At 70.2% G+C, this 26086-nt stretch carries 26 protein-coding genes; 16 read left to right on the top strand and 10 right to left on the bottom strand.

Going from position 1 to position 26086, the window contains the following annotated elements:
* Positions 1–76: 76 nt before the first annotated feature.
* Positions 77–4039: an nSTAND1 domain-containing NTPase gene (locus GT755_RS09580; RefSeq protein WP_161479390.1), complete on the top strand. Its 3963-nt coding sequence runs from the start codon at positions 77–79 to the stop codon at positions 4037–4039.
* Between the two features lie 3 nt (positions 4040–4042).
* On the opposite strand, the gene GT755_RS09585 is transcribed toward GT755_RS09580, so the two are convergent.
* Positions 4043–4228, bottom strand: coding sequence for a hypothetical protein (locus GT755_RS09585; RefSeq protein WP_030455117.1), 186 nt, complete (start codon positions 4226–4228; stop codon positions 4043–4045).
* A 27-nt stretch (positions 4229–4255) separates the two neighbouring features.
* Between GT755_RS09585 and GT755_RS09590 the strand changes: the two genes are divergently transcribed.
* The 4 genes from GT755_RS09590 to GT755_RS40495 all read left to right on the top strand — a co-directional run bounded on the left by GT755_RS09590 (position 4256) and on the right by GT755_RS40495 (position 7874).
* On the top strand, positions 4256–4756 hold the full coding sequence (locus GT755_RS09590) for a PadR family transcriptional regulator (protein ID WP_161479391.1): 501 nt from the start codon (positions 4256–4258) through the stop codon (positions 4754–4756).
* Positions 4757–4797: 41 nt separating this feature from the next.
* Entirely contained in the window at positions 4798–6294 is a 1497-nt protein-coding gene (locus tag GT755_RS09595) for an aldehyde dehydrogenase family protein (RefSeq protein WP_161479392.1), read from the top strand.
* 170 nt (positions 6295–6464) lie between these two features.
* Entirely contained in the window at positions 6465–7544 is a 1080-nt protein-coding gene (locus tag GT755_RS09600) for a ZIP family metal transporter (RefSeq protein ID WP_161479393.1), read from the top strand.
* A gap of 6 nt (positions 7545–7550) precedes the next feature.
* Positions 7551–7874 carry a DivIVA domain-containing protein gene (locus GT755_RS40495; protein WP_161479394.1) on the top strand — a complete coding sequence of 108 codons (324 nt, stop codon included), beginning with the start codon at positions 7551–7553 and terminating at the stop codon, positions 7872–7874.
* On the opposite strand, the gene GT755_RS09610 is transcribed toward GT755_RS40495, so the two are convergent.
* The 3 genes from GT755_RS09610 to GT755_RS09620 are packed head-to-tail and all read right to left on the bottom strand — an operon-like array spanning position 7864 to position 9430.
* A complete protein-coding gene (locus tag GT755_RS09610; RefSeq protein WP_202609863.1) occupies positions 7864–8790 on the bottom strand; it encodes an NAD(P)-dependent alcohol dehydrogenase in 927 nt (308 codons plus the stop codon). The two genes, GT755_RS40495 and GT755_RS09610, sit on opposite strands and share 11 nt — an antisense overlap.
* A gap of 5 nt (positions 8791–8795) precedes the next feature.
* Positions 8796–9008: a helix-turn-helix transcriptional regulator gene (locus tag GT755_RS09615; RefSeq protein WP_161479396.1), complete on the bottom strand. Its 213-nt coding sequence runs from the start codon at positions 9006–9008 to the stop codon at positions 8796–8798.
* Entirely contained in the window at positions 9002–9430 is a 429-nt protein-coding gene (locus tag GT755_RS09620; RefSeq protein ID WP_161479397.1) for a hypothetical protein, read from the bottom strand. The genes GT755_RS09615 and GT755_RS09620 overlap by 7 nt, the downstream gene beginning before the upstream one ends.
* A gap of 68 nt (positions 9431–9498) precedes the next feature.
* Between GT755_RS09620 and GT755_RS09625 the strand changes: the two genes are divergently transcribed.
* Positions 9499–10119: a class I SAM-dependent methyltransferase gene (locus GT755_RS09625; RefSeq protein WP_161479398.1), complete on the top strand. Its 621-nt coding sequence runs from the start codon at positions 9499–9501 to the stop codon at positions 10117–10119.
* 5 nt (positions 10120–10124) lie between these two features.
* Here the strand turns inward: GT755_RS09625 and GT755_RS09630 are convergent, their stop codons facing one another.
* Positions 10125–10553 carry a MarR family winged helix-turn-helix transcriptional regulator gene (locus GT755_RS09630; protein WP_161479399.1) on the bottom strand — a complete coding sequence of 143 codons (429 nt, stop codon included), beginning with the start codon at positions 10551–10553 and terminating at the stop codon, positions 10125–10127.
* Between the two features lie 85 nt (positions 10554–10638).
* Between GT755_RS09630 and GT755_RS09635 the strand changes: the two genes are divergently transcribed.
* On the top strand, positions 10639–12585 hold the full coding sequence (locus GT755_RS09635) for an MMPL family transporter (RefSeq protein WP_161479400.1): 1947 nt from the start codon (positions 10639–10641) through the stop codon (positions 12583–12585).
* Here GT755_RS09635 and GT755_RS41540 read toward each other — a convergent pair.
* Positions 12479–12907 (bottom strand): ribosomal maturation YjgA family protein, encoded by a 429-nt coding sequence (locus tag GT755_RS41540; protein WP_407929406.1) that lies wholly within the window; start codon positions 12905–12907, stop codon positions 12479–12481. The two genes, GT755_RS09635 and GT755_RS41540, sit on opposite strands and share 107 nt — an antisense overlap.
* A gap of 360 nt (positions 12908–13267) precedes the next feature.
* On the opposite strand from GT755_RS41540, the gene GT755_RS09645 reads away from it, so the two are divergent.
* Positions 13268–13465 (top strand): DUF5999 family protein, encoded by a 198-nt coding sequence (locus GT755_RS09645; RefSeq protein ID WP_062347380.1) that lies wholly within the window; start codon positions 13268–13270, stop codon positions 13463–13465.
* On the opposite strand, the gene GT755_RS09650 is transcribed toward GT755_RS09645, so the two are convergent.
* Positions 13462–14274 (bottom strand): SAM-dependent methyltransferase, encoded by an 813-nt coding sequence (locus tag GT755_RS09650; protein ID WP_328794269.1) that lies wholly within the window; start codon positions 14272–14274, stop codon positions 13462–13464. The genes GT755_RS09645 and GT755_RS09650 overlap by 4 nt on opposite strands.
* 102 nt (positions 14275–14376) lie before the next feature.
* A complete protein-coding gene (locus GT755_RS09655; protein WP_161479403.1) occupies positions 14377–14691 on the bottom strand; it encodes a DUF5709 domain-containing protein in 315 nt (104 codons plus the stop codon).
* A 128-nt stretch (positions 14692–14819) separates the two neighbouring features.
* Here GT755_RS09655 and GT755_RS09660 point away from each other — a divergent pair, with 128 nt between their 5' ends.
* The 4 genes from GT755_RS09660 (at position 14820) to GT755_RS09675 (ending at position 17150) form a co-directional block, all read left to right on the top strand.
* Positions 14820–15170, top strand: coding sequence for a PRC-barrel domain containing protein (locus GT755_RS09660; RefSeq protein ID WP_161479404.1), 351 nt, complete (start codon positions 14820–14822; stop codon positions 15168–15170).
* A gap of 93 nt (positions 15171–15263) precedes the next feature.
* Positions 15264–15629 (top strand): ArsR/SmtB family transcription factor, encoded by a 366-nt coding sequence (locus GT755_RS09665; RefSeq protein WP_328794270.1) that lies wholly within the window; start codon positions 15264–15266, stop codon positions 15627–15629.
* Complete coding sequence (locus tag GT755_RS09670; protein ID WP_161479406.1) at positions 15622–16575, top strand: cation diffusion facilitator family transporter; 954 nt, start codon at positions 15622–15624, stop codon at positions 16573–16575. Before GT755_RS09665 ends, GT755_RS09670 begins: the two co-directional genes overlap by 8 nt.
* Positions 16572–17150, top strand: a complete 579-nt coding sequence (locus tag GT755_RS09675) for a methyltransferase family protein (RefSeq protein WP_161479407.1) — start codon at positions 16572–16574, stop codon at positions 17148–17150. Before GT755_RS09670 ends, GT755_RS09675 begins: the two co-directional genes overlap by 4 nt.
* Positions 17151–17155: 5 nt before the next feature.
* On the opposite strand, the gene GT755_RS09680 is transcribed toward GT755_RS09675, so the two are convergent.
* On the bottom strand, positions 17156–17806 hold the full coding sequence (locus GT755_RS09680; protein WP_161479408.1) for a hypothetical protein: 651 nt from the start codon (positions 17804–17806) through the stop codon (positions 17156–17158).
* A gap of 104 nt (positions 17807–17910) precedes the next feature.
* Between GT755_RS09680 and GT755_RS09685 the strand changes: the two genes are divergently transcribed.
* Complete coding sequence (locus GT755_RS09685) at positions 17911–18579, top strand: response regulator transcription factor (RefSeq protein WP_161479409.1); 669 nt, start codon at positions 17911–17913, stop codon at positions 18577–18579.
* Positions 18576–19994, top strand: coding sequence for a sensor histidine kinase (locus GT755_RS09690; protein ID WP_161479410.1), 1419 nt, complete (start codon positions 18576–18578; stop codon positions 19992–19994). Before GT755_RS09685 ends, GT755_RS09690 begins: the two co-directional genes overlap by 4 nt.
* On the opposite strand, the gene GT755_RS09695 is transcribed toward GT755_RS09690, so the two are convergent.
* On the bottom strand, positions 19991–24103 hold the full coding sequence (locus GT755_RS09695; RefSeq protein WP_456319070.1) for a HAMP domain-containing protein: 4113 nt from the start codon (positions 24101–24103) through the stop codon (positions 19991–19993). The two genes, GT755_RS09690 and GT755_RS09695, sit on opposite strands and share 4 nt — an antisense overlap.
* Positions 24104–24476: 373 nt before the next feature.
* Here GT755_RS09695 and GT755_RS09700 point away from each other — a divergent pair, with 373 nt between their 5' ends.
* Together GT755_RS09700 and GT755_RS09705 are read left to right on the top strand one after the other, a co-directional pair.
* Positions 24477–24989: a DUF305 domain-containing protein gene (locus tag GT755_RS09700; protein WP_161479412.1), complete on the top strand. Its 513-nt coding sequence runs from the start codon at positions 24477–24479 to the stop codon at positions 24987–24989.
* A gap of 35 nt (positions 24990–25024) precedes the next feature.
* Entirely contained in the window at positions 25025–25399 is a 375-nt protein-coding gene (locus tag GT755_RS09705; RefSeq protein ID WP_202609864.1) for an ATP-binding protein, read from the top strand.
* Positions 25400–26086: the final 687 nt, after the last annotated feature.

Raw genomic sequence — 26086 nt, forward strand, 5'->3', positions numbered from 1 at the left:
TCATCATCGGCCCGACAAGGATGCATGTCGCGTGGAATTCAGGGTGCTTGGGCCGCTTTCGGTGACTCGTGACGGTGTGACGACGCCCGTCACCGGTGCACCGAAATATCTGCTGCTGCTCGCCGCGCTGCTGTCGAAGGCGGGGCGGCCCGTCACGGTCGACTGGCTCATCGCGGCCGTCTGGGGCGATCGTCCGCCGGTCTCGGCCCGGCGCAACGTCCAGCTCTACGTCCATCGGCTGCGCCGCGCGTTCGGCGCCGACCTCGTGGCCGCGCGGCCCGGCGGTTACACGATCCTCCCGGCCGGCCTCGACGCGACCCGGTTCGAGGAGCTGGCCGGGCAGGGCGCGGAGGCGCTGCGGGCCGGTGAGCTGGAACGGGCCCGCGACCTGCTGAGGGCGGCGCTCGACCTGTGGCGGGGGCCCGCGTTCGGCGAGTTCCTCGACGCGCCGCCGGTCGCCGAGGAGGCCGGCAGGCTGGAGGAGGCCCGGCTGGCGGCGGCCGAGCGACTGGCCGAGGCCGAGCTCGGGCTGGGCCGCCACGCCGAGGTCGCCGCCGAGCTGGCCGTGCTGGCCAGGGAGCACCCCTTCCGGGAGAGCCTGCGCGGGCAGCTCATGCTGGCCCTCTACCGGTCGGGACGGCAGGCCGAGGCCCTGGAGGTGTTCCGGGAGACCCGCGAGCAGCTCGACGGCCAGCTCGGCGTCGAGCCGGGGCCGGCCTTGCAGCGGCTGCACGAGGCCGTGCTCCGGGGCGACGACGACCTGCTGCCGCAGGCCGGGGTACGCCGCGTGGTGTCGGACGTGTGCCCGTACCGGGGACTGACGGCCTTCCAGCCCGAAGACCAGGAGTGGTTCTTCGGGCGGTCGGATCTGGTCGCCCGGTTGCGCGAGCTCGTGGAGACCCGGCCGGTCGTGGGCGTCTACGGCGCGTCGGGGAGCGGCAAGTCGTCGCTGCTGCGGGCCGGGCTGCTCGGCGGCTGGCCGGGGGAGGCACTGATCCTGACGCCGGGGGCCTTCCCGATGGAGAGCCTGGAGAAGATCGCCGACGAGCCGCTGGTCGTGGTCGACCAGTTCGAGGAGGTCTTCACCCTGTGCGCCGACGAGGAAGAGCGCCGCATGTTCGTGGCGGCCCTGCTCGACCTCGACGTCCGCCTGGTGCTCGGCGTGCGGGCCGACTTCCTCGCCCACCTGACCCGCTTCCCCGGCCTGGCCGACGCGATCGGCACGGCCCAGCTCCTCGTCGGCCCCTTGCCGCCCGCCGGGCTGCGAGAGATCGTCACCGGCCCGGCCGAACTCGCCGGGCTGGCGGTCGACCCCGACCTCCCGGCCACCCTGGTCGCCGACGCGGCCGGGGAGCCCGGCAGCCTGCCGCTCGTCTCGCACGCCCTGATGGAGACCTGGCGCAACCGCGAGGGCGCCCGCCTCACGCTGGCCGGTTACCAGGCGGCGGGCGGGGTGCGCGGGGCCATCGCGCAGAGCGCCGAACGTGTCTTCGGCGAGCTCTCCCCCGCCGAACAGGACGCCGCCCGGCGGATCTTCCTGCGGCTGACCGCCCTCGGCGACGGCACCGAGGACACCCGGCGGCCGATCGACCGCGCGGAGCTGACCGGGGTGGCCGGGCCCGAGGTGGTCGCCCGGGTGCTCGACCGGCTGGCCGCCGCCCGCCTGGTCGTGCTGGCCGAAGGGACCGTGGACGTCGCCCATGAGGCGCTGATCCGCGCCTGGCCCCGATTACACGGCTGGCTCACCGACGACCGCGAGAGCCTGTTCGTGCACCGCCGCCTCACCGACGCCGCCCAGACCTGGGCCGATCTCGGCCGCGACCCGGGGGCGCTCTACCGGGGCGTACGCCTCCTCGCCGCCCGCTCCTGGGCGGGCGATCACCCGCAGGAGCTCAACGACGTCGAGACGGCGTTCCTGGCCGCCAGCCACGACCAGGAGCGGCGCGGCACCAGGAGGCTGCACCGCCTGCTCGCCGCGCTGGCGGTGCTGTTCCTGCTCGCGGTGACCGGTGGCGTGGTGGCGCTCGAAGAGGCCGCCGAGGCCGGGTTCCAGCAGCTCACGGCGACCGCCCGCCAGGTCTCACTACTGGCCAGGTCGCTGCTGGGCACCGATCCCGACCTCGCGGGGCTGCTGGCGGTGGCGGCGTACCGGCTGCATCCCGACGCCGAGACCAGGGGAGGCCTGGAGAGTGTGGCCGCGGCGGCGCAGCGGCGGATCGAGCTCAACGCCGAAGGCCCGGCGATCTTCGGGGTGGCCTTCAGCCCCGACGGTTCCCGGCTGGCGGCGGCGGGGGAGGACGGCTCGGTCACCCTCTGGGACCCGAGCACCACGAAGAGGATCGCCCGGTTCGCCGAGCCCGGCGGCGGCCACGGCCGGGCGGTCGCCTTCAGCCCCGACGGGCGGTTCCTCGCCTCCATCGTGCGCTCCCCCGCCCTCGCGGCCTCGCCGGGAGTGGTCGTGGTGCGCGACCTGACGACCGGCAGGGAGGTCCGCCGCCTCGAACGTGCCCATCTGACCGACGCGCTCGCCTTCGACGGCGACCGGCTCGCCTTCGCCGACGGCGCCGACGTGGAGCTGGCCGGGGACACGCCGCGTCTCCTCAAAGGCCACCACACCGAGATCGCCGCCCTGGCCTTCAGCCCCGACGGGAAGGTGCTGGTCAGCGGCGCCGACCGGCCGATCGTCTGGGACGTCGCGTCGGGGGAGCGGGTCGGCAGGCTCGACGTCGAGAACGTCCACCGCCTCGGCTTCGACGCCGAGACCGGCGTGCTCGCGACCGGCTCGTCGCACGAGGGGGTACGCCTCTGGCGGGTCACCCCCACCGAGATCACTCCCCTGGCGAGCCTGCCGAAACGGTCGCCCTACACCTGGGACATGTCGGCCCCGGCCAAGGGCCGGATCGCCGTCGCCGACGAAGACGGCCTGATCACCGTCTGGGACCTGACGCGGCACGAGGCCGTCACCGCCTACCAGGACCGCAGCCGCACCGAGGCCCTCTCCATGGCCATGAGCGCCGACGGCACCATGCTGGCCTCGGCGGGCCTGGGCCGCACGATCGTGGTCAGACGGCATCCGGTCCCCCCGTTCACCGGCCACAGCGCGGCGGTCAACGACATCGAGGCCGCCCCGGACGGCCGCCTGATCGCCTCCGCGAGCAGCGACACCACGGTCCGGTTGTGGGACGCCGACGGCGCCCCGGTCGCCACCCTGGCCGACCACCCCGACCACGTGAGGGCCGTGGCCTTCAGCCCCGACGGCCGGTCGCTGGCCTCGGTCACCCGCAGCCACACCCTGACCGTCTGGGACCTGAGGAGCCGGAAGAAGGTCGCCACCACGACCTATCCGGGCCTCGGCGCGTCCACCGACGTCGCCTTCCAGCCCGGCGGCCGATACGTCGCCGCCACCGCCCTGGGCCGCTTCCGCTGGAAGACGGACGGCCTGGACGAGGCGCCGCTCCCGGGCCAGCTCGCCTCGGCCCTGGCCTTCAGCCCCACGGCTCCCCTGCTGGCCAGCACGGGCCCGGCCGGTGACCTGCTCGTGTGGGATCTCACCGCCGGCAGGGAGGTCCGCAGCCTGCGCACCCGTCAGGGCTCGATCCTCGACGTGGCCTTCAGCCCCGACGGGACCACCATCGCCACGGCCGGCGCCGACCACACGATCCGCCTGTGGGACAGCACGACCGGCCGGGAGAAGGGCGCCGCGCTGACCGGCCACACCGCCCCCGTCCAGGTGCTGGCCTTCGGCCGCGACGGGAGGACGCTCGCCTCGGCGGGCGACGACCACACGGTGATCGTGTGGGACCTGGTGTCGGGGACGGTGACCACCCGCCTGACCGGGCACACCGCGCCCATCCGCGGCCTGGCCTTCACCGCCGATGGCGAGCTCGTCTCCGGGGGAGAGGACGGGCGGATCGTGCGATGGTCGCTGCGCCCCGAGGCGCTGGTCACGACGGTGTGCCGGGAGATCGGCCGCGACCTCACACGGGAGGAGTGGGCCCGGCACGTCCCCGCGCTGGACTACCGGCCCGCGTGCCGGTGAGGCTCAGGCCGTCTCCTCGGCCCAGGCCAGGACGACGAACGGTTCACGGCACGAGGGATGATGGAGGCGCCGGGTCGTCACGCGGTAGCGCGACTCCTCGACGTCGAGGATCCCGATCTCCTGCGTGATCGTCAGCAGCAGCCCGTGACACGGGCCACCGATGCAGATCGCGTTGGGCTGGGGCTTCATAGTCACATTGAGACTACGCTGTCGCCTGTGAACAACTCCGAGTGGGTGGTCCTCTGCCTCCTCGCGCACGAACCCGCCCACGGTTTCGCCCTCGCCCGCCTCACCGCGCCCGAGGGGCCCATCGGCCGGGTGCTGCCCATCCCGCGGCCCCTCGTCTACCGCGCCCTCGACGGGCTGGTGGCCCGCGGCCTCGCCGAGCAGACCGGCGTCGAACCCGGCCGGGGCCCGGCCCGCCGCCCGTTCCGGGTGACCCCCGCCGGGGCGGCCCGCGCCGCCGACTGGCTGGTCACGCCGGTGAACCGGATCGGGGAGATCCGAACCGAATTCCTGGTGAAACTCGCTTTGCTCCAGTGGGCCGGAACCGACCCTCGGAACCTGCTCGACGCCCAGGCCGAAACATTGCGGCCCATCGTGGCACACCTTCTCGGCCTGCGGGAATCGGCCCAGGGCCTGGAACAGGCCGTCGCGGCGTGGCGATATGAGACGGCCGTGGCAGCCTTGAAACTTGCGGAGTCCCCTACCGAGTAGTCAGATGGTGACTACGTCTAGTAGGAAGGGAACCGACGCTGATGACGGTCACCCTGGAAAAGAGCGTTCAGGACTTCATCTCGACTCCACGCCAGTTGTTCATCGGCGGCCAGTGGGTCGACGCCGCCTCCGGACGCACCTTCGCGACACCCAACCCCGCCACCGGCGACACGCTCGCCACCATCGCCGAAGCCGACAGGGAAGACGTCAACCGGGCGGTACGCGCCGCCCGCGCCGCCTTCGAGGAGGGCCCCTGGTCCCGGATGACCGCCTCCGAGCGGGGCCGGATCATCTGGCGGATCGGCGACCTGATCGAGCAGTACGGCGATGAGCTCGCCCAGCTCGAGTCGCTCGACAACGGCAAGCCCTACGCGGTCGCCCGCGCCGCCGACATCCCGCTCGCGGCCGAGCTGTTCCGCTACATGGCCGGGTGGGCCACCAAGATCGAGGGCAACACGATCAGTCTCTCCGTGCCCTACATGCCGGGGTCGGAGTTCCACGCGTACACCCTCAGAGAGCCGATCGGCGTGGTGGCGCAGATCATCCCGTGGAACTTCCCGCTGCTCATGGCGGCCTGGAAGCTCGGGCCCGCGCTCACCACCGGGAACACGGTCATCCTCAAGCCCGCCGAGCAGACGCCGCTGTCCGCTCTCCGGCTGGCCGAGATCATGGCCGAGGCTGGGCTGCCCGACGGCGTGGTCAACGTCCTGCCCGGCTACGGCGAGACCGCCGGGGCCGCCCTGGCCGCCCACGACGGGGTCGACAAGGTCGCCTTCACCGGCTCGACCGAGGTCGGCAAGCTGATCGTGCAGGCCGCCGCGGGCAACCTGAAGAAGGTCAGCCTCGAACTCGGCGGCAAGAGCCCCAACGTCGTCTTCGACGACGTCGACCCGGCCCTGGCCATCCCCGGCGCGGCCAACGCGATCTTCTTCAACCACGGTCAGTGCTGCGTCGCCGGGTCGCGGCTGTTCGTCCACGAGAGCCGCTTCGACGAGGTGGTCGGCGGGGTCGCCGACATCGCCCGCGGCATCAAGCTCGGCTCGGGCCTCGACCCCGACACCCAGATGGGCCCGCTCGTCTCCGACGAGCAGTTCCGCCGGGTCACCGGCTACCTGGAGTCGGGCCGCGCCGACGGCGCCCGGACCGTCGCCGGCGGCGAGCGTCACGGCGACAGGGGCTACTTCGTGCAGCCCACGGTGATCACCGACACCACGCCCGACATGGCGATCGTGCGTGAGGAGATCTTCGGCCCGGTCGTGGTCGCCTCGCCGTTCTCCTCGCTCGACGAGCTCGCCGCCCAGGCCAACGACACCGCCTACGGTCTCGGCGCCGGCATCTGGACCCGCGACGTGAACAAGGCCCACGCGCTGGCCAAGCGCCTGCGCGCCGGCACGGTCTGGATCAACTGCTACAACGTGTTCGACGCCGCGCTGCCGTTCGGCGGCTACAAGCAGAGCGGCTGGGGACGCGAGATGGGCCACGAGGTCCTGGAGGCCTACACCGAGGTCAAGGCGGTCTGCACGCAGCTCCACCCGTGACTGCTTCTTCCGTTACGCCCCCGCCACGGGTGACGATCGGCCGCAGTGCCCCGCGTACTGCGGCCGATCGTTTGAATATGTGATCACATGTGTAAACCGAGCGTCACATGGCTATCTACTCTCCGTAATCATCGCAGGTCATTTGTGCTGCGGAGAGGTGTTGAATGGTCATGTCCGTATGGCTCGAGGCGGTGCTGATCGCGGTGGCCACGCTCGCCGGGTCATGGTTGGCTCGGCGGAGTTCCACCAAGGTGAGCGTGGGCCTGGCGATCGCGTCGGCGCTGATGCTCGTCACGGCGCTGGGCGAGATCCTGCCCGACGCGGTCGACGACGCGATCGAGCAGAACGTGCCCCTGTGGACGCTCGGCGTGTCGATCGTCGTCGGTTTCTCGGTGATCACCTATTTCACACGTGAGGGTTGCGCCCACGAACACACGAAGGAGGCCGCCCGGCACGCCGCCGGGGTGCACCGCAGAGTGAAGGCCGTCGCCACGGCGGCCCTGTTCGGCGGCACCGGCACGGCCATCGCGCTGGCCATCCACCGGGCGATCGAGGGCGCCAGCCTCACGTTGTCGGGCGCTTCGCTGGTGGTGCTGCTGGCGTTGCTCATCCACTCGCTCAGTGAGGGCCTGGCGCTGACCGCGATGCTCGACCTGGCCGGCCGGAAGATCGCCTTCTGGATGTTGCTGGCCTGCCTGAGCCCGGTCGCCGGCATCCTCGTCGCCGAGATGAGCCCGATCCCGCCGCAGGCCACGCCGATCCTGCTCGGCACGATCGCCGGTGTGCTGCTGCGCACCGCCATCGTCGGCTTCCGCCTGGCGGGCGGCGAGACCGGGCGCATGCCCCGGCGGGCGGCGGTGGCCGCCGGGGGTGTCGCCGCGGCCCTGGCCGCCACCCTGGCCGTCGCCCAGTGGATGCCCGTCTCCGGGGGAGGGACCACCACGCCGGTGGCCGCCCTGATCCGGCGGCCGGTGGCGATCCCGCTGCCGCTCCCCGAGCCCACCCCGGCGTTCACCCCCAAAGACCGCTCCCAGCTGCGCTGGGCGCTGACCACCGGACGGCTCAGCCTGGCCGAGATCCTCGCCCGCACCGACCGGCTGACCAGGCACACCTCGGTCTGGTGGTTGCTGCGGGGCCGGTTGACGGGGCGCGATCTGACCGCCTACGGCATTCCTGAGTCGTCCACCGTGGGCGACCTGACCCTGCCCCAACGTGACTATCTGGTAGACGCGGTAGCGAGAAAGGAATAACTCGACATGGTGCTGACGCCGGAGGACGTACGGACCAAGGTGTTCACGACCGGACGACTACGTGAGGGATACGACCTGGCCGAGGTCGACGTGTTCCTCAACGAGGTGGAGAACAGCCTGCGCTGGCTGCACCAGGAGAACGAGCGGCTGTCCGCGATGGTGACGGTCGACCCCACCAAGGTGATGGCGGCGGCGGAGAGCCGGGAGCGGCGGGCCGAGGAGCTGCTGCGGGCCGCGGCGGAACTGCTGGGAGAGGTCGGGAACGGCCTGGAACATCAGGCCTCCCGCGTGCACGAGCTGATCAGGGAGGTGGCGACTTTTACAGGGTGATGACGCTCTTCCCCCTCGCTCGGCCGGCCATCACGTGAGCGATGGCCTCCTTCGTCTCGCTCAGCGGGAAGGTCCGGTCGAGCGCGGGGACCAGCGTGCCGTTCGCGAGACGTTCGGCCAGCTCCTCGAACTCCGCCGTGGTCGGGAAGACGAACAGCATCGTGATCTCGTGCCGGACGAACGGGTTGAGCAGCACCGCGCGCAGGGTGCGGCCGATGCCGATCAGCTTCCCCTTCGGCTTCCCGCCGAGGAGGATCAGCCTCCCGTCCGGCGTGAGCCGGCGGCGCAGCACGTTGATGTCCCGGCCGCCGTAGACGTCGTAGACCACGTCATAGAGGCCGGTGCCGAGGTCGTCTTCGGTGTAGTCGACGACGTGGGCGGCGCCGAGACGGCGTACCAGATCGGCCTTGCCGCCGCTGCACACGGCGGTGACCTCGCCCTCGTGGAGCTGGACCAGGAACGTTCCCACGCCGCCGGCGGCGCCGACGACCAGCGCCTTCTTGCCGGGGCCCACGGCCTTGACGGCCCGCAGCGCGGTGGCCGCCGAAGTGGGCACGGCCGCGGCCTGTTCCCAGCTCACGTTGGCCGGCTTGCGGGCCAGCAGGCCCTCCTTGGCGACGACGAACTCGGCGTAGCTGCCCTCGGCGGCGCCGAAGACCTCGTCGCCGACCTTCAGGCGGGTGACCTTCGCGCCGATCTTCTCGACGATCCCGGCGACGTCGCCCCCGGCGACGGGCTGGTTGGGCCGGAGGACCCCGAAGCCCATGAACCGGACCAGATAGGGGACGCCGGCCATCCGGTAGTGGGCGCCGGGGTCGACCCCGGCGGCCTTGACCCGGATGAGCACCTCGTCGTCCTTGACTGCGGGGACGGGTAACTCGGCCGGCTCAAGATGGCCGTAGCTTCTGTGCACCATGGCTTTCACGGGTACTGGAACACCTCTTCCAAGGAGACGTTGAAAACACGGGCGATCTGGAAGGCCACCTCGAGCGACGGGGAGTAGCGACCCTGCTCGATGGCGATGACGGTCTGCCGGGTGACGCCGAGCCGGTCGGCGAGTTCGGCCTGGGTCATCTCTCCGTTCGCGAACCGCAGGGCGCGGATCGAGTTGGTGACCTTCGTCGGTTTCACCACTGCTGGAACCCGCCTCGCCGATAGGCGATGACCTTGGCCAGCGATCCGACGATCATCGTGAGGGCGAACCCGAGGTAGATCGAGTTCGCGATCCAGAAGTAGGGCGCCTCGAAGAGCGCGAGCACGAACGCGCCGAGCGCGCCGATGACGGTGAACGCCTGTCCGATCCGGTCGCCGGTCTGGTCGATCTCACGGTCGCGCACGTCGGTCCTGGTGCTGCGGTCGCCGATCATCCCGGTCACGATTCCGACCACGATCGATCCGGCGATCGAGAGGCCGAGCGTCCACAGCAGGACGGGTACGTAATCGATCTCGGTCACCGATCCGCCGACCAGGCGGCCGACGATCACGACAACGTAGCCGCCATAGGTCACCAGGGAGACGACCATGTAAGTCCAGGCCCGTTTCTCCAGCATTGTCATGGTTCGAAGGTAAAGCAACTTGTACATCGTGTCTAGTTTTCTTTACATCCCCTTCGAGAGGAAGCGCATTGGCCCAGCTCCCCGACCTGCTCCACCGCACCCTCTTCCGGACGATCTCCCTGCTCACCCCCTACGGGCAGTCGCTCGTCCTCCGGCGCTACTTCGACTGGTGGCACCGCAGCCCCGACCCGTGGCTCCTCGCGTCGAGCCCCTATGAGCAGCGCAAGTACGAGGAGACCCTGAAGGCGCTGCCCGACCGGACCTACCGCACGATCGTCGACGTGGGGTGCAGCGAGGGAGTTTTCACCGGCATGCTGGCCGCCGCCCGCCCCGACGCCGAGATCACCGGCGTCGACATCTCCGAGACCGCCCTGACCCGGGCTCGCCGCAACGCGCCGTCGGTGCGCTTCGTCCAGAGCGACCTGTTCTCCCTGACCGGGCACTACGACCTCGTCGTCTGCTCGGAGACCCTCTACTACCTCGGAGGCCGGCTGGAGGACGCGTCAGATCGGCTCTGCGGGCTGCTCGGGCCGGAGGCAACGCTGGTCAGCGTGCACCCGTGGCCGGAGGCCCGTCGCCTGAACCGCTTCTTCGAGGCCCGCCTCGACCCGGGCGGCGAACGGATCGTCGAGGACACCGACCGCCCGTTCGCGATCTCGCTCTACTTCGGCACCGGCAGCCGCGGGTGAGCCACTCACCTCGATCCGCCCTCCATGGGGCGGATCGAGGTGATGATCCTGATCAGGTCGTCGCGGAAGGCGCCGAGATCCCGGACCTTGATGATCGACTCGGCCGCGTCGGCGGCGATGAGGGCGTCGTACACCTCCGAGCCCGACGCGGTTCTGGTCACCACCATCCGGCGGCGGTCGGCCGGGTCGCGCTCCCTGGTGACGTGCCCGGCGCGTTCGAGGCGTTCGAGCACCGGGCCGATGGTCTGCTCCTCGACGTAGGTGCGCGCGGCGAGTTCCCGCTGGGCCAGCGGCCCCTCGGCGAGGCTGTGCAGCACCAGGAACCCGGCGTGGGTCAGACCGTGGCCGGCCAGGACGTGGTTCCACTCGCGTTCGACCAGCCGGGCGGCGACCAGCAGCAGGCGTCCGGTGGGCCAGGTGGGCAGGTCGTCCATAGGAACGATTCTCCGGTGCAACCGCAGCGGTCGGTCCCGCGAAGGTGATGCTAAGGTCCCTTAGCTTTGAAGAGGAGAGCACACCATGAAACGGGCATGGCTGACGTTGGCCATCTGGCTGGTACTGCTGGCCGGAGCCGGAATGCTGAGCGGGAAGCTGGAGGAGGTCAGGAACAACGACCCCTCGGCCTACCTACCGGCCAGCGCCGAGTCGACCCAGGTCGAGCAGGCCAGACGCGCCTTCGCCCAAGGTGGTCAGATCCCCGCGATCATCGTATGGGAGGACACGACGGTCGAGGAGGTCCGCGACCGCTTCCCCCGGGCGGAGGCGTCGGGGAACGTCGTGCGGGCGGTGGTGCCGCTGGAGGGTGGTGACCTCGACTCGCTGACCGCCGAGGTCGACAAGCTCAGGGAACTCGCCGGGCCGAACGCCTACGTGACCGGGCCGGCCGGGCAGAGCGCCGACGCCATCGAGGTGTTCGGCTCCATCGACCTGACGCTGCTCATCGCGACCTCGATCGTGGTCGTCGTCGTGCTGCTGCTCACCTACCGGGGACCGCTCCTCTGGCTCATCCCGTTCTTCTCCGCCGGGGCCGCCCTGGTCAGCGCCCAGGCGGGCGCCTACCTGCTGGCGCGCTACGCCGACTTCACCGTCAGCGGGCAGAGCGGCGGCATTCTGCTCGTGCTGGTCTTCGGCATCGCCACCGACTACGCCCTGCTGCTCGTCGCCCGCTACCGCGAGGAGCTCACCCGGCACGAGAACCGGGTCACGGCCATGACCGTGGCCTGGAAGCGGGCCGCGCCCGCCATCGTGGCCAGTGCCGCCACCGTCGTCGCGGCCCTGCTCTGCCTGCTCGCCGCCGACCAGAGCGCCACCCGCGGCCTCGGGCCGGTCTGCGCGGCCGGTGTGGTCTGCGCGCTGGTCGCCATGTTGACGCTGCTGCCCGCCCTGCTGGTGCTGGTCCCGCGCGGGGTCTTCTGGCCCCGGATCCCCCGGTACGGCACCACCGAGACCTCGGCCGGAGTCTGGACCCGCATCGGCTCGGCGGTCCAGCGCCGTCCCCGCCGGACCTGGATCGTCACCACGGTCGTGCTGGCCGGCATGGCGGCCACGCTGAGCGTCATCACCATCGGCCCCCTGGCCGACGCCGACACCTACCGGGGCCGCCCCGACTCGGTCATCGGCGCCGAGCTGCTCGCGAAGAACTTCCCCGCCACCCAGGACGGCTCGCTGGTCGTCATCGCCCCCGCCGCCCAGGCCGCCCAGGTCAGGACGGCCCTGGACGCCGACCCCGGCGTCTCGTCGGTCGGCGAGCCCGTCGTGGCCGGCCCGAACGCCCTCATCAACGGCTCGGTCAAGGACCCGGCGACCGTCGAACGGCTCCGGGAGATCCCCGGCGCGCAGGTCGGCGGCACCGTCGCCGAGGCCCTCGACGCCGAACTCGCCTCCGAGCACGACGCCCGCCTGATCATCCCGCTCATCCTGGCCGTGATCGTGGTCATCCTCGGCATCCTGCTCCGGGCCGTGGTCGCGCCGCTGCTGGTCATCGCCACGGTCGTGCTCTCGTTCGCGGCCACGCTGGGGGTGTCGGGCCTGATCTTCACGCACGTCTTCGGGTTCGCCGCGACGGAAACAGGCGTGCCCCTCCTGGCGTTCGTCTTCCTCGTGGCCGTGGGGGTCGACTACAACATCTTCCTGATCACCCGCGTGCGCGAGGAGACGGCCGAACACGGCACCAGGAAGGCCGCGCTGATCGCGCTGTCGGCCACGGGCGGGGTCATCACCTCGGCCGGGGTGGTGCTCGCCGCGACCTTCGCCGTCCTCGGCGTGCTGCCTCTGGTGGTGCTGGCCGAAATCGGATTCATCGTCGCCTTCGGCGTTCTGCTCGACACGTTCGTGGTCAGGTCGGTGCTCCTGACGGCCCTCACGATCGACGCCGGAGACCGGATCTGGTGGCCTTCGGGGCTTGGGTCAAAGATCGTCGAGGATCGTCATCCTTTGGCCTCGAATTCCCCTGGTCCAGCAAGGTAAAAAATCCGGCCGCCGCGAGGGCGCCGACGACGTACCAAAGAAGATCGGGAAAATTGAAGGTGGTTCCGAAAACCACTGCGGACACGGGGAATCGGGCCGCGAGCTCCGCGAGGAGGGGGGTGAGCTGCGTGAACTCGACGGCCCAGCAGAAGATCACCGAGGCGCCGGCGGCGACAAAAGGTCGTGTCCGGGGGAACCATGCAAGGGCAAAAGTGGTTATAAAGGATGAGTACAACGAAGTGCCGCAGTATTTGGCGAAAGCTCCTTCGAAGACCGCCCGAACGGTGAGACCGGTAGCGACGATCACGAGGGACGCGGCCACCGCCGCGAGTCGCCTGGCTTTGATCGACAAGAGAGTTGAACCTTTACGACCTGAAGGTCATCCGACAGCACGATTGAAGCGATAAGTCCGTGGGCCGCATGTCAGCCCGGAGAAGCATCCCGAACCCGCAAAAAGACGAGGAATCTGTCGGACGCGGTTGAGATGATGAAGGGGTGCACGTCCGAGTCGGTCCGACCTACAGCTAAAGGATCGTGATGAGGATGAAGCAGATCCGCATCCGGCCCAAGGCGCCGAAGGCGCCCAAGCCGATCCTCGACCTGCGCACTCCGTCAGGTCGTCTCCTGCCCTACTGAGCCACATCGAACGACAACCGCACCACCTGGGGAGAAGGTGCCCACCATGTGTCAGCACCAGCCGCACTGCCCGTCCGCTTACGCCTCCGACCGCTCGTCCGCCCACGTCGTGGCGGCCCACCCCGAACAGGGCTGGAGCCTGCTGTGCAACGGCGTCGTGCTCTTCGAGGACACCGGTCTGCTGATGCCCGACTGCACGGTCGCGACCCCGCACCGCGCACCCGAGCACCTGGTCATGGCCTAGCGCACCCGCGCGACCACTCCGAGCACGCTGTGTTTGGCGAAGTCGACCGGAACGTCCCACGGAACGTCGGGGCGCCAGGCCTCGCTGGGCACGATTCCGGGGTCGATGATCTCCATACCCTCGAAGTAACTCGCGATCTGGGCGCGGCTGCGCCCGGTCACGCCGCCGGGAGCGGTCTTCGCGTAGACCGCCTGCACGGATTCCAGTTTGTCGCCGCTCATCTCGCCGGGGAAACCGTGGGCCAGCACCACGTAGCTGCCGGGCGCGAGCTTCGACCGGATCTCCGTCATGATCGCCGTGGCCTCGTCGTCGTCGTGCACGAAGTGCAGGATCGACAGCAGCAGGACGGCCACCGGCCGGCTGAAGTCGATGAGCTCCGTCACCTCGGGATCGGCCAGCAGGGCTCCCGGTTTCCGCAGGTCACCGTTGACGACCCGGGTGTTCGTGTTCTCCTCGAGCAGCGCCCGGCCGTGCACCAGCACGATGGGGTCGTTGTCGACGTAGACGACCCGCGCGTCGGAATTGACGCGCTGCGCCACCTGGTGGGTGTTGTCCTGGGTGGGCAGGCCGCTGCCGATGTCGACGAACTGGTCGACGCCCTCGCCGGCCAGAAGTGAGACCGCCCGAGTGAGGAAGGCCCGGTTCTCCCGGCACATCTCCCGGGCGTCGGGCACGAACTCCAGCAACTTGTCGGCCGCCGCGCGGTCGGATGCGAAGTTGTCCTTGCCGCCGAGCCAGTAGTCGTAGATCCGGGCCACACTCGGAACCGACGGGTCGATTCCGGTAGGAGCCTGCTCCTCGGACGTCACGTCCTTCTCCTTCGCGGCGGGAGCCTCGGTTGTAACGGATGTTATGGGACGAGGCTCACCCGCGAGGATCATGACCCGATATTTCCGTATTTGTGGCCTAGATCACAGATCACGTTCCACGCGCACCGCCGCTTCCTCGGCCGAGTAACGCCCGCCGTCCTCTCCGGCGTCGTCGCCGACGAGTTCGTCGTCCACGTCCTCACGTGCGCCTTCGTCCGGGTCGACGAGCCGGCCGGCCCCCTCGCGCTCCTCGCGGGCGTGGTGGAGATGGGCCTCGGGCTCCTCGGCGGCCAGCCGCCGGTCGAGGGAGTCGTCGTCGGGATCGTCGTCGAGACCGATCGGGTGGTCGGTGTCCTCGACGAGGTCTTCCGCGTCGAGATCCACATCCTGAATGTCCTGGTCATCGGGCTCTGTCATGGTGTTCGCCCCCTTTCAGTCAGGGGTTGCCCTGGACGATCGCCGCGAAACGGCATGTTTAACGCGGCTCGCCCGGGCAGTAGATGCGGTGCCACAACCGCAACCCCCACAAAGGAGAGCGAAGGCATATGCAGCCGAACGACAACCTCTGGACCTACCGTCAGGGCGTACAGGATCCCACCACGACCCTGGACGTGACCGGATTCACGGTCGAGGCGACAGACGGAAAGATCGGCTCAGTGGACGAGTCGAACTACGAGGTGGGCGACAGCTACCTCGTCGTCGACACCGGTCCCTGGATCTTCGGCAAGAAGGTCGTCCTGCCTGCCGGCACGGTCACCGAGATCGACCCGCAGGAGCAGAAGGTCTTCGTCGCGCGTACGAAGGAAGAGATCAAGAACGCTCCCGAGTACGACGAGACGACCTTCAAGGACCCGGTCTACCGAGACCAGCTGGGCGGTTACTACAACCGCTTCTGACGGGTAGTCCACAACCAACCGCGGGCCGTCCCCCTTCCGGGGGGCGGCCCGTTGTTTTAGCATCGACGTATGAATAATCGTTCAAATGTTGCAGTGGCCATCGCCCCCGACGCTTGCGTCGACGCCGAGAGGGTGGCTCACGTCCGTTCCGTGATGCCCGACGACGAGCTGGTCGGCGACCTCTCCGAGGTGTTCGGGCTGCTCGCCGACCCCGGGCGGCTGCGCTTGCTGGCCGCCCTTCTTGAGGGCGGCGAGATGTGCGTGTGCGACCTGGCCGCGGCCACCGGGCAGAGCATGTCGGCGGCCTCCCACGCGCTGCGGCTCCTGCGCAGCCACCGCGTGGTGAAGGTGCGGCGGGCCGGCCGGATGGCCTACTACCAGCTGGCCGACTCCCACGTGCGGCTGCTGTTCGACCTGGCCATCACGCACATGCGACACGACGGGAAGACCAGTGAGTGACCACGGGCACGGGCACGGGCATGGTCACGCCGTCTCGCAGGACGCCGACCGGCGTTACCTGAGCGCGGCGCTGGCGCTCATCGTCGCCTTCATGGCCGTCGAGGTGGTCATCGGCTTCGTCGCCGGATCGCTGGCCCTGATCACCGACGCCGGTCACATGCTGACCGACGCCTTCGCCATCTTCTTCGCCCTCGTCGCCATGCGGATCGCGGCCCGGCCGCCGCGCGGCGGCTTCACCTACGGCCTGAAACGCGCCGAGATCATCTCGGCCCAGCTCAACGGCATCACCCTGCTGCTGCTCGCCGCCTTCTTCGTGTACGAGGGCGTGCGGCGGCTCATCTTCCCTCCCGAGGTCGAAGGGCTCTTCGTCGTCTTCACCGGTCTCGCGGGCATCGTGATCAACCTGATCGCGACCTGGCTGCTGCGCCGGGCCGACCGCTCGCGGCTCAACGTCGAAGGCGCCTACCAGCACATCCTCAACGACCTGTTCGCGTTCATCGCGACCACGATCGCCGGTCTCGTCGTCTACTACACCGGCTGGACCCGCGCCGACGCCGTGGCCGCCCTGGTCGTGGCCCTGCTGATGGTCAAGGCGGGGTGGGGGCTGGTCCGCGACGCCGGCCGCGTCTTCATGGAGGCCGCCCCCGTGGGCCTCAACCCCGCCGAGACCGGGCGCCGCCTGGCCGGCATCCCCGACGTCGTCGAGGTGCACGACCTGCACATCTGGGAGGTCACCTCCGGGTACGCCGCCCTCTCGGCGCACATCCTCGTCACCCCCGGCGCCGACTGCCACGCCGCCCGGCTGGCGGCCGAGAAGCTGGTCCACGACGCGTACGGGATCGAGCACACCACCCTCCAGGTCGACCACGCCCACCCCGACGTTCTGGCCATCGGCGACGGCCACTGCGCCGACCCCCACGGCCCCGTCCACCGGAGCGAAGAGTGAGCCTCCCCGCGTTGGTGGTCTACGGCCTGGGCCTGGCCCTGGCCTTCGGTCATCGCAGCTGGGCCCAGTGGCGGGCCACCGGGAGCACCGGCTTCGTCGGCATCCGAGAGCCGGTCCTCAGCCTCGGCTGGTGGGGCGGGATGCTCTTCGTCCTGAGCATCGCGCTCACGGTGGCCGCGCCGGTCCTGGAACTGGCCGGGATCACCCCGGCGACGGTCGAGCCTATGGCCGTGGGGCTCGTGTTCGCGGTCGCCGGGCTGATCCTGACCCTGGCCGCGCAGAACGCCATGGGCGCCTCATGGCGCGTCGGCGTCGACGCGGACGAACGCACCGACCTGGTCACCAGCGGGGTCTTCGGGCTGGTGCGAAACCCGATCTTCACCGCGATGGTCGTCGCCCTGGCCGGGCTCCCCCTGCTGGTGCCGACCTGGGTGTCGCTCGCCGCTCTGCTGTCGCTGGTCGCGGCGGTCGAGATCCAGGTCCGGGTGGTCGAGGAGCCCTACCTCATCCGGGTCCACGGGGCGGCGTTCACCACCTACATGGCCCGGACGGGCCGGTTCGTCCCGAAGTTCTAGCCGGTTCAGTCCTCGGCGGGGGCCTCCGGAGCGGCGGGAGCCGCCGAGTCGGCCGAGGCCGCGGGGGCGAAGCAGACGACCTTGGCACCCTCAGGCGCGTCGGGACCGTCACTGGAGAACGACGGGCCGGCCTTGCCGGACTCGTCGGTGGTGGTGTGCGTCGGGCCTTCGGGAGCGGCCGGCTGCGCCGCGTCGACGCCCGCCTTGACCCCCGCCTCGCCCGCCGGGATCGCGGCGATGACCTTTCCGAACTCGACGGGCTCGCCCGGCTTGCCGTGGAACGGCCGTGCGGGCAGGGTCACCGGTTCGCCGTCTTCTCCGGTGAGGGGAACGGCGGTCGTCACGTCGCCGACCTTGCCGGCCTCGCCGGGCGGGACCGGCACCGGGACCGCCGAGGCGACGTCCGCGCCAGGCTGGGCGGGGATCGCCGGGATCGCCTTGGTGATGGAGAGGCTGGCGACCTCCTTGCCGTCGATGGTGACGACGCCTTCCTTGATCTCGATGCCCTCGCCTCCGGCCGTGCAGGCGATGGTGCCCCCGACCGGCTTGAGGGTCGGAGTGTCGTCGGTGGCGTTGGCGGCGCCGGTGACGCCGAAGGTCACGGCCAGGGCCAGCAGGCCTGCTGCGGCCAGGCGGCGGTGTTTCACGTGGAACATCTCCTTCGTTCGGTTGATCAGCCACACTGGCGGCGCGTACCTGAAGCCAGGCTGAAGACCGGCTCTTCAGGTTGGCTTTAGGTGCTCTTTGCCAGGGTGGCGGCATGCGCGTGCTGCTGGTGGAGGACGAACGGCGTCTGGCCGACCTGGTGAAGTCGGGCCTGGCCGACGAGGGGTTCGCGGTCGACGTCGCGCACGACGGGGCCGAAGGCCTGTGGCTGGCGGGGGAGCACGACTACGACGCGATCGTGCTGGACGTGATGCTCCCCCGGCTCAACGGCTACGCGGTCTGCCGCCGGCTCCGCGACGACGGCAACTGGACCCCGATCATGATCCTCACCGCCAAGGACGGCGAGTACGACGAGGCGGAGGCCCTCGACACCGGCGCCGACGACTTCCTGTCGAAACCGTTCTCCTATGTGGTCCTGCTGGCCCGGCTCCGCGCGCTCGTCCGGCGCGGCAAGGCGGCCCGGCCGGTCGCGCTGACCGTGGGGGACCTGGTCGTCGACCCGGCCGGACTGCGCTGCCGCCGGGGCGAGGCCGACATCGTCCTCACGCCCAAGGAGTTCGCCGTGCTGCACGCGCTGGCCAGACGTCCGGGGGAGGTCGTCTCCAAGGCCGACCTGCTGGCCCAGGCGTGGGACTTCGCGTACGACGGTGACCCGAGCATCATCGAGGTCTACATCAGCGCCCTGCGGCGCAAGATCGACGCGCCTTTCGGCCGGACGTCCCTGGTCACCGTCCGGGGCGCCGGTTACCGGCTGGAATCATGAGCGGCTGGTCGGTACGCCTGCGCGCCACCGTGACGGTCACCGTCATCGTGGCGGCCGCCCTCGGCGTCGCAGCCGCCGTGCTGATCGGGGTGCTGCGGACCAGCCTGGTCACCGGCACCGCCGACGAGGCGGGCCGCCGGGCCGACCAGGTCGCGACGCTGATCGCCGCCCCGGCCGCGCCCCTCGGCCCGGTCACGTCGGCCGAGCCCGCCCGGCCGCTCGGGCCGCTCGTGGTGAACGAGGAGGCCGCGCCCGTCACCGGCGTCAGAACCGACCCCTCCGCCGGCACGCTGGTGATCACCGGGGAGCCGGGCGGCGCGGCCCGTGCGCCGGCCGCCGGCTCGACCGGGGTGACCGGGGCGGGGCAGCCGGTCAACGCGGCCGAGGCGCCGCCGACCGGGGGCACGATCGCGATCACCGATCCGAACGTGGTCGTCGGGCACTTCGACCCGGCGCTGCCCGTGGGGACCGTGGCCGCCGGTGACGGGTACGTCACCGCCACCCGGGCGCTCGACGCCACGACCGCGGTCTCGGTGCGGGCGTCGTTGGGGCCGACGCAGGTGGCGCTGGAGACGCTGACCTGGGTGCTCGCCGTCGGGATTCCGCTGCTGCTGGCCATGGTGGCCGCGCTGACCTGGTTCTCGGTCGGCCGGGCGCTCGCGCCGGTCGCGGCGATCCGCGCGAAGCTGGCCGACATCACCGCCCGCGACCTGCACCAGCGGGTGCCCGAGCCGAAGGCCCGCGACGAGATCGCCGCCCTGGCCACGACCGTCAACGGCACCCTCGACCGCCTGGAGACCGCCGTCGGCCTGCACAAACGGTTCGTCGCCGACGCCGCGCACGAGCTGCGCAGCCCGATCGCCACCCTGCGCACCCGGCTGGAGATCGGCGAGCGCGACGCGCCCGCGCTGGCCAAGGAGTCGCTGACCGACGTCACCCGGCTCCAGTCGCTCGCCGCCGACCTGCTGGTGCTGGCGCGGCTCGACGCCGGGGAACCGCTGCGTCTCCAGGAGGTCGACCTGGGGCAACTCGCGACGGAGGAGGCGCTGCGTTGCCCCGCGCCGATCGAGCTGGACGTCGCACCCGGCGTGGTGGTGCAGGGGTCCCCCGCCCAGCTCACCCGGGTGATCACGAACCTGATCGCCAACGCCGTGCGGCACCGATCGTCGAGCGTTTCGGTACGCGTCGCGCCCGGCCCCGTCCTCGAAGTGCTCGACGACGGTCCGGGCATCCCCGAGGAGCACCGGGAGACCGTCTTCCACCGGTTCACCCGGCTCGACGAGGCCCGCGACCGCGACGCCGGCGGGGCCGGGCTCGGGCTCGCCATCGCGCGGGAGATCGTCGCCGCCCACGGCGGCACGTTGACGATCGAGGACAGCCCGCGCGGCGCGCTGTTCCGGATGACCCTTCCCTAGTACTCCAGCCACTGCTGCATGCGGGTGATGAGCTCCTCGGCGTCGACGGGCTTGGTGACGTAGTCGCTGGCGCCCGCCGACAGGGTCTTCTCCCGGTCGCCGTGCATGGCCTTGGCGGTGACGGCGATGATCGGCAGGTTGGCGAAGCGGGGCATCTTGCGGATGGCGGCCGTGGCGGCGTAGCCGTCCATCTCGGGCATCATGATGTCCATCAGGACGAGGTCGACGTCTTCGTGGCGGGCCAGCACCTCGATGCCCTTGCGGCCGTTCTCGGCGTACAACACCTGCATTCCGTGCAGTTCCAGGATGTTGGTCAGCGCGAAGACGTTGCGGACGTCGTCGTCCACCACCAGGACCTTCCGGCCGATCAGGCCGGTGTCGACGTTTTCCACAGCCTGTGGACGCTCGTCGGGGCTCGCCTCCACGAGCGGCAGCACCGCGCCCGGGTCCTGGGCGGTCAGGTGAAGAGTGATGCGTTCGCGCAGCTCGTCGAGGCTGGGCAGGCGCTCCAGCGGCTGGGTCTGCGACCGGCCCTGGAGGAGGTTCTCCTGCGGGCGGGTCAAGGTGCGGGTGTGGTGTGCCAGGATCGGGAGCTCCCGCAGGGCGTGGTGCTCGTCGAGGCGGCGCAGGAACTCGGCGGCGGCGTCCTGCGGCATGCCGAGGTCGAGCACGATGCACTGGTAGCCGCCCTGCATGAGCGCGGTCATCGCCGTGTCGGGGTCGTTGGCCGTCGACACCCAGACCGGGCCGTGCGACTCGCCCAGGTCGGCGACGACCGACTCGGCGAGCTGGGCCAGCAGGCCGTTCGGGCGCGACTCGACCACCAGCAGGTGACGGCCCTCGCGGGTCAGCGGGATCTGCGTGATCCGCCGCGGCGGGTCGAGGCGCGGCGGCTGGCTCATCGGCATCGCCTCGGTCAGCGGGATGAACAGGCTGAACGTCGACCCTTCGCCGAGCTTGCTGACCGCCCTGATCTCGCCGTCGAGCAGCGCCGCGATCTCGCGGCTGATCGACAGGCCCAGCCCGGTGCCGCCGTAGCGGCGGCTCGTGGTGCCGTCGGCCTGCTGGAAGGCGTCGAAGATCTGCGACAGGTTGCCCTCGGCGATGCCGATGCCGGTGTCGACGACATGGAAGGCCAGCATGTCGTTGGGGGCATGCTCGATCCGCAGCTCCACCGAACCGCGCTCGGTGAACTTGATCGCGTTCGACAGCAGGTTCCTGAGCACCTGCCGGAGCCGCTGCTCGTCCATGAGCAGGTGGCCCGGCACGTCGGGCCCCACGACCACGTCGAAGCGCAGGCCCTTCTCCGTGGTCAGCGGCCGGAACGTCGCCTCGACGTAGTCGAGCAGCTGCCGCAGCGGCATGGACTCCAGCGTGATGTTCATCTTCCCGGCCTCGATCTTCGACAGGTCGAGGATGTCGTTGATGAGCTGGAGCAGGTCGGTGCCGGCCGAGTGGATGACGTTGGCGTACTCGACCTGCTTGGCGGTGAGGTTGCGGGCCGGGTTCTGGGCGAGCAGCTGGGCCAGGATGAGCAGCGAGTTCAGGGGTGTACGCAGCTCGTGGCTCATGTTGGCGAGGAACTCGCTCTTGTACTTGGACGCCAGCGCGAGCTGCTGGGCGCGGTCTTCGAGCTCCTGGCGGGCCTGCTCGATCTCGCTGTTCTTCGTCTCGATGTCGCGGTTCTGCTGGGCCAGCAGCTCGGCCTTCTCCTCCAGTTCGGCGTTGGAGCGCTGGAGCTCCTCCTGCCGGACCTGGAGCTCGGTGGCCAGGCGCTGCGACTCCACCAGCAGGGTGTCGGTCCGGGCGTTGGCGACGATCGTGTTGACGTTCACGCCGATCGTCTCGACGAGCTGGCTGAGGAACGTGCGGTGGATCGCGGTGAAGCGGTTGAGGCTGGCCAGCTCGATCACGCCCAGGACCTGGTCTTCGACCACGATCGGCAACACGATCAGGTGGACCGGGCCGGCCGCGCCGAGGCTGGAGGAGATCGTCAGGTAGCCGGGGGCGATGTCCTCGACCAGGATCGGCTGCCTGGCCACGGCGGCCTGGCCGACGAGGGACTCGCCGAACTCGAAGCGGCGGTCGTGGTCGCGGTGGCCGTAACTGCCGACCACCTGGAGGGTGCCGGTCTCCTCGACCAGAAGGAAGGTGCCGTACTGGGCGTTGACCAGCGGGGCCAGTTCGTTCATGACCAGTTCGGCCACCACCGCGAGGTCGCGATGGCCCTGGGTGAGGCCCGAGATGGCGGCCAGGTTGGTCTTGAGCCAGTCCTGCTGCTTGTTGGCGAGCGTCGTCTCGCGGAGCGACTTCACCATCGAGTTGATGTTGTCCTTCAGCTCGGCGACCTCGCCGGAGGCGTCCACGGTGATCGACCGGGTCAGGTCGCCCGAGGTCACGGCGCTGGTCACCTCGGCGATGGCGCGCACCTGGCGGGTCAGGTTCCCGGCCAGCTCGTTGACGTTCTCGGTGAGGCGCTTCCACGTGCCCGAGACGCCCTCGACCTCGGCCTGGCCGCCGAGGCGGCCTTCCGAACCGACCTCGCGGGCGACGCGGGTGACCTCGGCGGCGAAGCTGGAGAGCTGGTCGACCATCGTGTTGATGGTGGTCTTCAGTTCGAGGATCTCGCCGCGCGCGTCGACGTCGATCTTCCTGGTCAGGTCGCCCTGCGCCACCGCCGTGGTGACCTGGGCGATGTTCCGCACCTGGTTGGTGAGGTTGTTGGCCATCGAGTTGACGTTGTCGGTGAGATCCTTCCAGGTGCCGGCCACGTTGGGCACGCGGGCCTGACCGCCGAGCTGGCCCTCGGTGCCGACCTCGCGGGCGACGCGGGTGACCTCGTCGGCGAAGGCGCTCAGCGTGTCGACCATCCGGTTCAGGGTCGCGGCCAGCGCCTCCACCTCGCCCCGGGCCTCGATGGTGATCTTCTGGCTGAGGTCGCCCCGGGCGACCGCCGTGGCGACCTGCGCGATCGACCGCACCTGGCTGGTCAGGTTGGACGCCATCACGTTGACGTTGTCGGTCAGGTCCTTCCAGGTGCCCGACACCCCCCGCACGGTGGCCTGGCCGCCCAGGTTCCCCTCGGTGCCGACCTCGCGGGCGACGCGGGTGACCTCGTCGGCGAAGGCGCTGAGCTGGTCGACCATCGTGTTGATGGTCTCCTTGAGCTCCATGATCTCGCCGCGGGCGTCCACGCGGATCTTCTGGGTCAGGTCGCCCTTGGCGACCGCCGTCGTGACCTCGGCGATGGAGCGGACCTGGGCGGTCAGGTTGTCGGCCATGACGTTGACCGACTCGGTGAGGGCCTTCCAGGTGCCGGACACGCCCTTCACGTCGGCCTGGCCGCCCAGCCGCCCTTCGGTGCCGACCTCGCGGGCGACGCGGGTGACCTCGTCGGCGAAGCTGGAGAGCTGGTCGACCATCGTGTTCAGGGTGTTCTTGAGTTCGAGGATCTCGCCGCGCGCCGAGACGGTGATCTTCTGGCTGAGGTCGCCCCGGGCCACCGCCGTGGCCACCTGGGAGATGTTGCGGACCTGGTCGGTGAGGTTGCCGGCCATGTAGTTGACCGAGTCGGTGAGGTCGCGCCAGGTGCCGGAGACGCCTTTCACGTCGGCCTGGCCGCCGAGGCGTCCGTCGGTGCCGACCTCGCGGGCGACGCGGGTCACCTCGTCGGCGAAACTCGAAAGTTGGTCGACCATCGTGTTGATGGTGTTCTTCAGTTCGAGGATCTCGCCCCGGGCGTCGACGGTGATCTTCTGCGACAGGTCGCCCTTCGCCACGGCCGTGGTGACCTGGGCGATCGAGCGCACCTGGTCGGTGAGGTTGCCGGCCATGAAGTTGACCGAGTCGGTGAGGTCGCGCCAGGTACCGGAGACGCCCTTCACGTCGGCCTGGCCGCCCAACCGGCCGTCGGTGCCGACCTCCCGCGCGACTCGGGTCACCTCGTCGGCGAAGCTGGAAAGTTGGTCCACCATCGTGTTGAGGGTGTTCTTCAGCTCCAGGATCTCGCCCCGGACGTCCACCGTGATCTTCCTGGACAGGTCGCCCTTCGCCACCGCCGTGGCCACCTGGGCGATGTCGCGCACCTGGTCGGTCAGGTTGCCGGCCATGGCGTTCACCGAATCGGTGAGGTCTTTCCAGGTGCCCGAGACGCCGGGCACGTCGGCCTGCCCGCCCAGCTGGCCCTCGGTGCCGACTTCGCGGGCGACGCGGGTGACCTCGCTGGTGAACAGGGAGAGCTGGTCGACCATGCCGTTGAAGACGGTCGCGATCTCCTTCAGCAGGCCGTCGCCGTCGTCGGTGGGGAGCCGGGTGCCGAAGTCGCCGTCGCGGACCGCCGTCAGGCCGGCGAGCAGCTGGCGGAGATCGAGTTCCCGTTCACGCTTGATCGTGTCCACGCCCGCTCCAAATTCCTGGCCCTCGTTTTGGCTTTTCCACCGTAGAACCTGAACCAGGCCGGGTCACCACACGTACCTCCCGCTGATGAGCGCGATTCGGCTATTGGCGACCGGTCTCGTACTGCTGCTGGTCGTCGCCTGTTCCGGTACGGATCCGGCGGATCCCGACGTGCGGTTCTCCCTGGAGATGATCCCCCACCACCGGCAGACCCTCCAGCTCGCGGAGATGGCCAAAGGACGGGCGTACAGCGACTGGATCAAGACGGCCTCGGCCGAGATCAGGGCGCAGGGACCGGCGGACCTGCAGATGATGGCAAGCTGGCTCTCCACCTGGGAGATCCCCGAACCTCCCGGCGGCGCCCGGCCCATCGGCCCCGGGAACGTCACCGACGCGGAGTTCGCGAAACTGCAGGGCCTCACGGGTCAGGCCTTCGACGACACCTGGTACGGCCTCATGTCGCGGCACCTGGAAGCCGGCATGACGATCGGCCGGATCGTGCTCGCGGTCGGCGACCATTCACCGACGGCCGACCTGGCCCGGAGATTGGTCAATGATCAAGAAGAGATGCTCGCGGAGATCGGGCGTCAGCTGGCCTAGGCTGGGCGGTAGTCGGAATCCGGGAGGCGATGCCAGTGGCCAACGACCTCCTCCTTTCCCTTGACCTCGACCAGTTGGCCGTGCCCGCCGTTCGGCGCGACGTGGCCGAGTGCGCCGGGGCGGCGGGGCTGTCGGGGGTGGGGCTCGACGACTTCGTCCTGGCCGTTCACGAGGCGGTGACCAACGCGGTGCGCTATGCGCGGTCACCGCGGGTGCTGCGCTTGTGGCGCGAGGGCGACCGGGTGTTGTGCGAGGTGTCGGACGGAGGGCCGGGGATCGCGAGCGGGCCGTCGCGGACGCCTACAGGCGGGCGGGGGTTGTGGCTGATGCACCGGCTGACGACGATCGTGGTGAGCACGGCGCCTGAGGGGACGACGGTCCGGCTGACGGTGGGGTTGTCACGGGGCTGAGAGGGCTCGCGGCGGGTGTCGGAGGCTCTCGGGCGGTTGCGCCTTGCGCCGCGTCGGATTCAACGTGAGGTTCTCGCCGGCTGAGGTGCCCTATGAGTCTGGTCAGTGTGAACCCGCGGTGGCGATAGGGCTGCGGCGGTGATGATGTGCTGCGGTTCAGCATCTATTGGAGGCTGTCGCCTGTAGCACGGGCGTGTCATTGCAGGCTGCGATGCGGCTGTGCTGGTTCGACGATCAGGGCATGCTGGGGAGAGCATCCGGCGTCGTGCGAGATCGGCCGGGATTGTGCCCGTGAGTACGCGGAGCTGATGCGTGTGTCTCGCGTTCTTTCTGTGGGTGGAATTCGTAGCCAGGGTTGCCGCCGGTAGACGTTTTCTGCCGGCAAGCCAGAGGAAGCGACGTTTGTACCTCAGTTCCCTCGGAGCGTGATGGCTGCGTCGAAAGTCCCGGCAGCACAAGAGCCGATAAGGCCTGGTGTCATCGCGGGAACCTTCGCAGGTCAGGAGGTTGGCCGCTGGATCTGCGGCATGGCGACGTCGGAGACCTGGGGCGGCGACTGAGCGAGGTCGTGCCCCGGTTCGCGTCTGGTCGAGAAGTCACTCGGAGTTGCCGTCGGCGCTGTGGTTCTCGTACAGGGGCGTGGTCGTCTGTCGGATGTCCCGGAAGGGCCGGTTCGGTGTCGATCGG

This window comes from Herbidospora solisilvae, from assembly GCF_009901565.1.
Lineage (GTDB): Bacteria > Actinomycetota > Actinomycetes > Streptosporangiales > Streptosporangiaceae > Herbidospora > Herbidospora solisilvae.

Coding starts and splice junctions, on each gene's coding strand:
- GT755_RS09585 (WP_030455117.1), bottom strand. CDS start 4,228: ATGAAGCCCCAGCCCAACGCGATCTGCATCGGTGGCCCGTGTCACGGG.
- GT755_RS09595 (WP_161479392.1), top strand. CDS start 4,798: ATGACGGTCACCCTGGAAAAGAGCGTTCAGGACTTCATCTCGACTCCA.
- GT755_RS09600 (WP_161479393.1), top strand. CDS start 6,465: ATGTCCGTATGGCTCGAGGCGGTGCTGATCGCGGTGGCCACGCTCGCC.
- GT755_RS40495 (WP_161479394.1), top strand. CDS start 7,551: ATGGTGCTGACGCCGGAGGACGTACGGACCAAGGTGTTCACGACCGGA.
- GT755_RS09610 (WP_202609863.1), bottom strand. CDS start 8,790: ATGGTGCACAGAAGCTACGGCCATCTTGAGCCGGCCGAGTTACCCGTC.
- GT755_RS09620 (WP_161479397.1), bottom strand. CDS start 9,430: ATGACAATGCTGGAGAAACGGGCCTGGACTTACATGGTCGTCTCCCTG.
- GT755_RS09630 (WP_161479399.1), bottom strand. CDS start 10,553: ATGGACGACCTGCCCACCTGGCCCACCGGACGCCTGCTGCTGGTCGCC.
- GT755_RS09635 (WP_161479400.1), top strand. CDS start 10,639: ATGAAACGGGCATGGCTGACGTTGGCCATCTGGCTGGTACTGCTGGCC.
- GT755_RS09645 (WP_062347380.1), top strand. CDS start 13,268: ATGTGTCAGCACCAGCCGCACTGCCCGTCCGCTTACGCCTCCGACCGC.
- GT755_RS09655 (WP_161479403.1), bottom strand. CDS start 14,691: ATGACAGAGCCCGATGACCAGGACATTCAGGATGTGGATCTCGACGCG.
- GT755_RS09660 (WP_161479404.1), top strand. CDS start 14,820: ATGCAGCCGAACGACAACCTCTGGACCTACCGTCAGGGCGTACAGGAT.
- GT755_RS09680 (WP_161479408.1), bottom strand. CDS start 17,806: ATGTTCCACGTGAAACACCGCCGCCTGGCCGCAGCAGGCCTGCTGGCC.
- GT755_RS09685 (WP_161479409.1), top strand. CDS start 17,911: ATGCGCGTGCTGCTGGTGGAGGACGAACGGCGTCTGGCCGACCTGGTG.
- GT755_RS09690 (WP_161479410.1), top strand. CDS start 18,576: ATGAGCGGCTGGTCGGTACGCCTGCGCGCCACCGTGACGGTCACCGTC.
- GT755_RS09695 (WP_456319070.1), bottom strand. CDS start 24,103: ATGGCCGGCAACCTGACCGACCAGGTGCGCGACATCGCCCAGGTGGCC.
- GT755_RS09700 (WP_161479412.1), top strand. CDS start 24,477: ATGAGCGCGATTCGGCTATTGGCGACCGGTCTCGTACTGCTGCTGGTC.